Source organism: Ramlibacter sp. (assembly GCF_035706265.1).
In the GTDB taxonomy this organism is placed as follows: domain Bacteria; phylum Pseudomonadota; class Gammaproteobacteria; order Burkholderiales; family Burkholderiaceae_C; genus Ramlibacter.
The window spans coordinates 1-6,926 of the sequence record NZ_DASSVG010000028.1; the positions used below are offsets into that span (position 1 = coordinate 1).

The following is a 6,926-nucleotide window of genomic DNA, read 5'->3' on the forward strand; positions in this document are numbered from 1 at the left end:
GTCGGCCTTCACTGCGTCGCCCAGGTCCACGCCGCTCGCCTTCTTCACCAGCTGGTAGCGCTTCAGGTTGCCCATCCAGCGCGGCTCCGCCTCGCCGTCCGGGCGGAACATACCGATGAACACCTGGTTCAGGTTCTGCGAACGGTTGGTCGCGCTGATCGGCAGCGAGGCGGTGGCGAAGGTGGAGTTCACCGCGTTGATCTCGGCGAGGATCTGCTTGAAGGCCGTCTCGATCTGCGACTGGTTCTTGACGGCGTAGTACTTGCCGCCGCCGACGTTCGCCGCCCGCTCCAGGATGCGCGAATAGGTCTTGTCCTGCTGCTTGTTGTAGGCGTCCAGGATGTAGACGCTGATGCCCTGCTGGTACAGGAAACGCGCCCACTCGTCGATGTAGCTGTCACCCGTACCGGTGATGGCCTGGCCGGTGAACTTCTCGCCGTCGTACTTGTCGGCGCCTTCCGGCACGGACCCGTTGACGTTGTTGACCACCATGATCAGGTAGTTCCGGCCGCAGGAATTGGCGGGCGGGCCCTGGTACTTGCGGGAGTCCGCCGGGTCGAACACCGAGGTGTCGACGTTCGAGGCCGGATCGTTTCCGCTCACGTACCCGCCGCGAAAGACCTTGCCGCTCGTGAAATAGCGGTACATCTCGAACATCGCGGCAGCCGGCTCCGCGGTGTTGATCTTCTCCTTGGAGGAGTTGATGTTGTCGCGGATCGAAGTCAGGGTGTTGTTCAGCGCCGTCTTGTTGGCCGCGACCTGCATGTTGCGGATGCCGAAGCGCACGTAGCCGCCGACGGTCTGGCCACTGCCCGTCTGGCCCGCGAACCCCATGTTGGCAGGCAGCGCGCCCGAGGCGAGCACGTTCTGCAGCGCCGCAATCTCGGCGCGTCCCTGTTCGCCGCCGTTGTCCGGCCACTTCTGCGACTCGCGCGACCAGTTGGACGAGTTGTCCACCCAGATCATGATGTTCGGCTGCACGGCCGCCCCCGCCGCGACATTGGCCATGAAGATGTCGATGTCCTCCGCGTAGGCGGCCGGCACGAGCAGCAGCGCCAGCACGGCGAGCGCGCGTCGCGCCGCGCCCAAAGTGAACTTCAGGTGCGATCCCATCTAACGTCCTTCCTCATCCAGCCCCGACTCTTGCGGTCAGGGGCAAGCCGTTGCAACCGAGTCGTTCGATACCCGCATGGAAACGCCGCGCGCCACCACCGCCTCCGCGCGCGAAACCGGTTCGTTCGCCTTCGCGTTGAGCTCCCACAGGCTGTCGGAGCAGAGCGATGCGCCCGTGTTGACGCCCTCGATGCCGAAGTTCTGCTGCTCGCCGAGGACGCAGCCGAGGTCTTCCTTGTTCGCCACGTCCAGCTTGCTGGCCGGCACGACCTGCACCTGGGTGCAGGCGGGCTGCGGGTTCATCGCCACCACCACCACGGTCTTGCCGTCGCCATAGAGATCGACGCAGCGGCTGTTGGCCGGGGCGCCGATCTCCGGCGGGCAGTTGGAGTTGTCCAGGACCTCGCCGGGGGTTTCGACGAAGGTCGGCGAGCTCACCACCTGGTCCAGGATCGCCTGGGCGGCGTTCTGCGCCTGGATCTGCTGCTGCGCGTTGTCGACGATCTGCAGGTTGGTCTTGCCGATGTTGAACGTGGACAGTGCCATCACCGTCAGCAGGATCAGCATGATCAGCGCCATCACGAGCGTGATGCCGCGCTGGGATGTGGATTTCATGACGGCGAAAGCCTCCGGCTGCTTGGGTTCTGCAGGCGCACGACTTCGTGCAGCAGGCTGCGCCGGTAGCGGTCGCCGATGGGGCCGATCGTCCTCGGTGCGCCGCCGCCCGTGTCGGCATCGGCCACCCGTCCCAGCTCGAAGACCTTGTCGTCGGTATAGCCCGGCGAGGCTTCGACGCTGCGTGAAAGCAGGAACACCTTGGCGGCGACCACGCCGGACCAGTAGGCGACGCAGTCTTCCGGCGTGCAGGCCTGGTAGATGTCGGGCGAAGCGCTGTACACGTCGGGGCTGCCGTCGCCGTCGGTGTCCATGCCGTACTCCGCCTGCAGGTTGTCGATCCCCTGCACCAGCGAGGTGGTGGTGAAGCCCAGGGTGCCGCCGCTCGCGGAGAGCTCCGCGCGCTTGAGGGTCGGGATGCCGTCGCCCGGCTTGTCGTTGTTGGCGACGAAGTAGATGCGCACCAGGTACCGGTGGATCTCCGCGCCGGTGGCGCAGTTGCGCCGCTTCAGCGTGAAATCGGCGGCCGTCTTGCTCAGGCGGTAGTGGTTGGCGATGTTCGCGGTGGAGAGCTCCCCGTTGGCCGGGTCGCTGCACGAGGAGGCCTGGAAGCCGACCATGTTGGCCGGCAGCGCCGGGCAGGCGCCCACGCCGGCCGCGCAGGCGGAAGCGCGGCGCACGACGACCACGTCCGTGCCCGTCTTGACGTCGGTGATGCACGAGAGCCCGCCGTCCGAGTTGTCATAGCCCTGGACGTGCAGTGGCAGTGCCGTCTTCATCGCTGCCACGTCGGTCGTGCACGGGTCGGGCATGGCCGCCGGCAGCGGCAGCTGGCGCGGATCGAAGGAATCGAAATAGCCGGCGTGCTCCAGGTCCGTCGCCAGGAGCTCCATGGCATAGCGGCCGTTCTCGATCTTGCGACTCGCCCGCTCCGTCTCGGTGCGCGTGCGGCTGTTGTTCGCGAACAGCAAGGCCATCGCGGCGACGATCAGCATGCCGGCGGCGATGCCGACCATCATCTCGATGACGGTCATGCCGCCGCTGCGACGGCGCGCGGGTGCCGCGGTGCGGCGCGGGATCACGAGCATGTCTGCAGCGGCACCACGACGCTGGAACTCACCGCCTTGCGCAGCGCGTCGTCGGAGCCGTACTGGTCGGCGCCGCAGCTGACCGCCGGCGCCACGGTGGAATTGAAGCCCTGCCAGGAAATCGTCACGCGGTACACGCCCGGCTGGCAGACGCCGGCGGCCGGATTGGGCGCCTGCACCTGCTCGACGCAACCCAGCGCGCCGATCATGGCGCCCACGCTGGCGGTGTCCTTGACTTCGTGCGAGCCCTTGAGCGCGTTGCTCCACTCGCAGAGGTCCAGGTCGGCGCGGGTGGGGGCGGCCAGCGTGCTGCAGTCCCCCGGTGCGGCATCGCCCGTGCCGCGCGGATCGGCCGTGCCCGTGACGTAGGCCGCGGCCTGGTTCATGTTGGCCTGCATGCGCTGCGTCATGTCCTGCAGCAGCGTGAGGGCGTGCGCGCGCTGGTTGGACTCCATCAGCGCCGCGTTCATGCGCGTCTGCAGGCCGGCCAGGGCGAGCAGGCCCAGGGCCGTGATCAGGATCGAGACCATCACCTCGATCAGGGTCGTGCCGCGCTGGCGCGTGCGGGCGCAAGGCTGCCGCGTCAGCACACCGACCCTTCCTTCACGTAGGGCCGGCCGCTGTTGTCCACCAGCACGCAGCGGGACAGCGAGGTGTTGGGCGCGGTGATCACGAACTTGCGGTCGCCGCCCGGCGCCAGCGTCGTGCGCCCGGAGCCGTTGTAGACGATCTCGCCCAGGCCGGAAGTGGCGGCGATGCTCACGCTCGCGGGCGCGGTCTGGACCTGGAGCTCCGGCCCGGCGGGATCCTCGGGGTTGACGATCTTCCAGCCGTCGTCCCAGTCGACGTGCATCGGCCGGATCGTCACCTCCCCGTTGCGCTTGATGGCCTCGGAGCGCGCCTTGACCAGCGCGAGATACAGGTCGGAGGTCGCGGCGCGCACGCGCTGCGCGGCCATCAGTTCGCGGAAGGAAGGCGCGGCGATGCCGGCGAGGATCGCCGCCACGGTCACCACCACCATCAACTCGATCAACGTGAATCCCGCGGAGCGCGCCTTGGCGCCGCGCCCGGGAGCGCAGTTCTTCATTCGCTCGGCCATGTGTTCGAACCTCCGTCCGGCTACCACTTGCCCGCCGGCAGCTTGCTGCCATTGCTGGTGATGCTCAACGGCCCGTCGGAAACCTGGGGCCCGCCGGCCAGCGGCGCGGCCGTGGCCGTGTAGGCCGGCGGCAGCGAGGCGCTGACCACGAAAGTGACCGTGTAGTTCGCGGCCACCTCGGAAGGCGGCAGCGCCTTCAGGGTCGCCACGTCCGGCGCAAACGAGCGCGCGTCCATCAGGTACTGCTGCTGGCGCTGCGCCACGTCGGCCAGGTAGGCCTGGGCGGCGGCGCGCCGGTTCTTCACCATCGCGGCCCGATAGGACGGAAACGCCACGGCGGCAAGGATCGCGATCACTGCCACGACGATCATCAGTTCGATCAGCGTGAAGCCACGGGCGGCCCTGCTCTTGTTCATTCTTGTTCCAACATGCCATGAGACTCGGCGGACGGAGTCTAGTCGGTGGCGGTCGAGCTGGCCCTGGGGATGGATGGGCGGGGGCACGGTTGCGACGGGCGGGGCGGCCGCGTCGCGGCCCGCAAACGAACGTTCACGGACCTGGCCGAGAATAGAGCGATGCACCCCGGCAGTCCCTTCATGGCCCAGGCCCTCGCGCTCGCCGCGCAGGCCGTCGGCCGCTCCGAACCCAATCCCCGCGTCGGCTGCGTCATCGTCTCGGCCGACGGCCAGCAGGTGCTGGGCCAGGGCCACACCCAGCCGGCCGGCCAGGCCCACGCCGAGATCATGGCCTTGCGCGACGCGGCCGCCCGCGGCGCCGACGTGCGCGGGGCCACCGCCTACGTCACGCTCGAACCCTGCGCCCACCATGGCCGCACGGGCCCCTGCTGCGACGCGCTGGTGGCCGCCGGCATCGCCCGCGTGGTCGCATCGCTGGGGGACCCCAATCCCCTGGTGGCCGGCCAAGGCCTCGCCCGGCTGCGCGCCGCCGGCATCGAGGTGGAAACCGGCCCCGGCGCCCGCGAGGCGCGCGAACTGAACCTCGGCTTCTTCAGCCGCATGGTGCGCGGCCTGCCCTGGGTGCGGATGAAGATCGCCGCCTCGCTGGACGGCCAGACGGCGCTCGCCAACGGCCGCAGCCAGTGGATCACCGGCGAGGCCGCGCGCACCGACGGCCACGCCTGGCGGGCCCGTGCCGGCGCCCTGCTCACCGGCATCGGCACCGTGCTGGACGACGACCCGCGGCTGGACGTGCGGCTCGCGCCCGTGGGCAAGCAGCCGCCGCTGGTGGTGGTGGACAGCCGCCTGCAGACGCCGCCCACCGCCGCCCTCTTCTCGGTGCCGGACCGGCCGGTCTGGATCTACGCGGCCGAAGGGCATCCCCAGGCCCAGGCCGCCCTCGAGGCGCGCGGCGCCCACGTCACCCATTTGCCCGGGCCGGGCGGCAAGGTCGACCTGGCCGCCTTGCTCAAGGACCTGGCCGCCCGCGGCGTCAATGAATTGCACGTGGAGGCCGGCTTCAAGCTCAACGGCTCGCTGCTGCGCGAGGGCCTGGTCGACGAGTTCCTGGTCTACCTCGCCCCCAAGCTGCTCGGAAGCGGCCGCGGCATGGTGAACATCGGCCCGCTGGAGGAGCTCGCCCAAGGCGTGGCGCTGGAGTTCGGCCCCTTCGAGCGCGTGGGCGAGGACCTGCGGGTGCTGGCCCGCATCCCGGGCCGCGATGCCTTCTAGAGGCCTGGGCAGCAGAGGCGGGTGCCCGTACCTGCGACAATAGCGGGATGTTCACCGGCATCATCACCGGCGTCGGGCGTATCGCCGCCATCGACGACCTCGGATCTTCCCAGCAGCACGGCAAGCGGCTGACCATCACCGCGCCGGCAGGCTACCTGGACGATGTGGGGCTGGGCGACAGCATCGCCCTCAACGGCGCGTGCATGACAGTGACCTCGCTGGACGCCAACGCCGGCCACTTCAGCATCGAGATCTCGGCCGAGTCCCTGGACAAGACGGCCGGCCTGGCGCAACCCGGGCCCGTGAACCTGGAAAAGGCCCTGCGCGCGCAGGACCGCCTGGGCGGCCACCTCGTCTCCGGCCATGTCGACGGCGTCGGCACCGTGACGAAGTTCTCTCCGGTGGGCGAAAGCCGCGAGCTGCGCATCCTCGCGCCGCAGGCCCTGGGCAAGTACCTCGCCTACAAGGGCTCGGTGGCGGTCAACGGCGTGAGCCTCACCGTCAACTCGGTCGAAGACCGCGCCGACGGCACCGAACTGAGCATCAACGTGATTCCGCACACGGTGGAGAACACCGCGCTGCACGTGCTGAAGGCCGGCAGCCGCGTGAACCTGGAAATCGACCTCATCGCCCGCTACGTCGAACGCATGCTGGGCGCCGGAAAGACACCGCAATGAACGCGCGCACCCCGCTGGCCCCGGTGGCCATCTCCAGCGTCGAAGAGATCGTGGCCGAGATCAAGGCCGGCCGCATGGTGATCCTCGTCGACGAGGAGGACCGCGAGAACGAGGGCGACCTCGTGCTCGCCGCCGAACACGTCTCGCCCGAGGCGATCAACTTCATGGCCCGCTTCGGCCGCGGCCTGGTGTGCCTGACGCTCACCCGCGAGCGCTGCGAGCGGCTGCAGCTGCCGCCCATGGTGGCGCGCAACGGCACCAAGATGGGCACGGCCTTCACCGTCTCGATCGAGGCCGCCGAGGGTGTGACGACTGGCATCTCCGCGGCCGACCGCGCACGCACCGTGCAGGCCGCGGTGGCGCGCGAAGCGAAGGCGCAGGATCTGGTGCAGCCGGGCCACATCTTCCCGCTGCAGGCGGTGGACGGCGGCGTGCTGATGCGCGCCGGCCATACCGAAGCCGGCTGCGATCTCGCCGCCATGGCAGGCCTCACGCCGGCCGCCGTGATCTGCGAGATCATGAAGGACGACGGCACCATGGCCCGCCTGCCGGACCTGCAGCTGTTCGCCGCCGAACACGGGCTGAAGATCGGCACCATTGCCGACCTGATCCACTACCGCAGCGCGCACGAATCGCTGGTGCAGAA

The 6,926-nt window shown here is 69.4% G+C and carries 8 protein-coding genes and 1 pseudogene; 3 read left to right on the forward strand and 6 right to left on the reverse strand.

Features of this window, described 5'->3' with window-relative positions:
- The 6 genes and pseudogenes from VFM98_RS00955 to VFM98_RS00980 all read right to left on the reverse strand — a co-directional run.
- Positions 1-1,113, reverse strand: a pseudogene (locus VFM98_RS00955) (hypothetical protein); the annotation flags it as partial.
- A gap of 36 nt (positions 1,114-1,149) precedes the next feature.
- Positions 1,150-1,728, reverse strand: a complete 579-nt coding sequence (locus VFM98_RS00960) for a hypothetical protein (RefSeq protein WP_325108010.1) — start codon at positions 1,726-1,728, stop codon at positions 1,150-1,152.
- Positions 1,725-2,816: a PilW family protein gene (locus VFM98_RS00965; protein ID WP_325108011.1), complete on the reverse strand. Its 1,092-nt coding sequence runs from the start codon at positions 2,814-2,816 to the stop codon at positions 1,725-1,727. The genes VFM98_RS00960 and VFM98_RS00965 overlap by 4 nt, the downstream gene beginning before the upstream one ends.
- Positions 2,807-3,406: a type IV pilus modification protein PilV gene (gene pilV, locus VFM98_RS00970; RefSeq protein ID WP_325108012.1), complete on the reverse strand. Its 600-nt coding sequence runs from the start codon at positions 3,404-3,406 to the stop codon at positions 2,807-2,809. The genes VFM98_RS00965 and pilV overlap by 10 nt, the downstream gene beginning before the upstream one ends.
- Positions 3,400-3,915 carry a GspH/FimT family pseudopilin gene (locus tag VFM98_RS00975; protein WP_325108013.1) on the reverse strand — a complete coding sequence of 172 codons (516 nt, stop codon included), beginning with the start codon at positions 3,913-3,915 and terminating at the stop codon, positions 3,400-3,402. The genes pilV and VFM98_RS00975 overlap by 7 nt, the downstream gene beginning before the upstream one ends.
- A gap of 20 nt (positions 3,916-3,935) precedes the next feature.
- Complete coding sequence (locus tag VFM98_RS00980) at positions 3,936-4,331, reverse strand: type IV pilin protein (protein ID WP_325108014.1); 396 nt, start codon at positions 4,329-4,331, stop codon at positions 3,936-3,938.
- 159 nt (positions 4,332-4,490) lie between these two features.
- Here VFM98_RS00980 and ribD point away from each other — a divergent pair, with 159 nt between their 5' ends.
- From ribD to ribB, 3 genes are all read left to right on the forward strand, one after another.
- Positions 4,491-5,603: a bifunctional diaminohydroxyphosphoribosylaminopyrimidine deaminase/5-amino-6-(5-phosphoribosylamino)uracil reductase RibD gene (gene ribD, locus VFM98_RS00985; protein WP_325108015.1), complete on the forward strand. Its 1,113-nt coding sequence runs from the start codon at positions 4,491-4,493 to the stop codon at positions 5,601-5,603.
- A gap of 47 nt (positions 5,604-5,650) precedes the next feature.
- Entirely contained in the window at positions 5,651-6,280 is a 630-nt protein-coding gene (locus VFM98_RS00990) for a riboflavin synthase (RefSeq protein WP_325108016.1), read from the forward strand.
- Positions 6,277-6,926, forward strand: a 650-nt coding sequence (gene ribB / locus VFM98_RS00995; protein WP_325108017.1) for a 3,4-dihydroxy-2-butanone-4-phosphate synthase, incomplete at its 3' end; no start/stop codon positions are given. The genes VFM98_RS00990 and ribB, both read left to right, overlap by 4 nt.

Bases quoted from the DNA above. Each gene is read 5' to 3' on its own strand.
- VFM98_RS00960 (WP_325108010.1), bottom strand. From the start codon at position 1,728: ATGAAATCCACATCCCAGCGCGGCATCACGCTCGTGATGGCGCTGATC.
- VFM98_RS00965 (WP_325108011.1), bottom strand. From the start codon at position 2,816: ATGCTCGTGATCCCGCGCCGCACCGCGGCACCCGCGCGCCGTCGCAGC.
- VFM98_RS00975 (WP_325108013.1), bottom strand. From the start codon at position 3,915: ATGGCCGAGCGAATGAAGAACTGCGCTCCCGGGCGCGGCGCCAAGGCG.
- VFM98_RS00980 (WP_325108014.1), bottom strand. From the start codon at position 4,331: ATGAACAAGAGCAGGGCCGCCCGTGGCTTCACGCTGATCGAACTGATG.
- ribD (WP_325108015.1), top strand. From the start codon at position 4,491: ATGCACCCCGGCAGTCCCTTCATGGCCCAGGCCCTCGCGCTCGCCGCG.
- VFM98_RS00990 (WP_325108016.1), top strand. From the start codon at position 5,651: ATGTTCACCGGCATCATCACCGGCGTCGGGCGTATCGCCGCCATCGAC.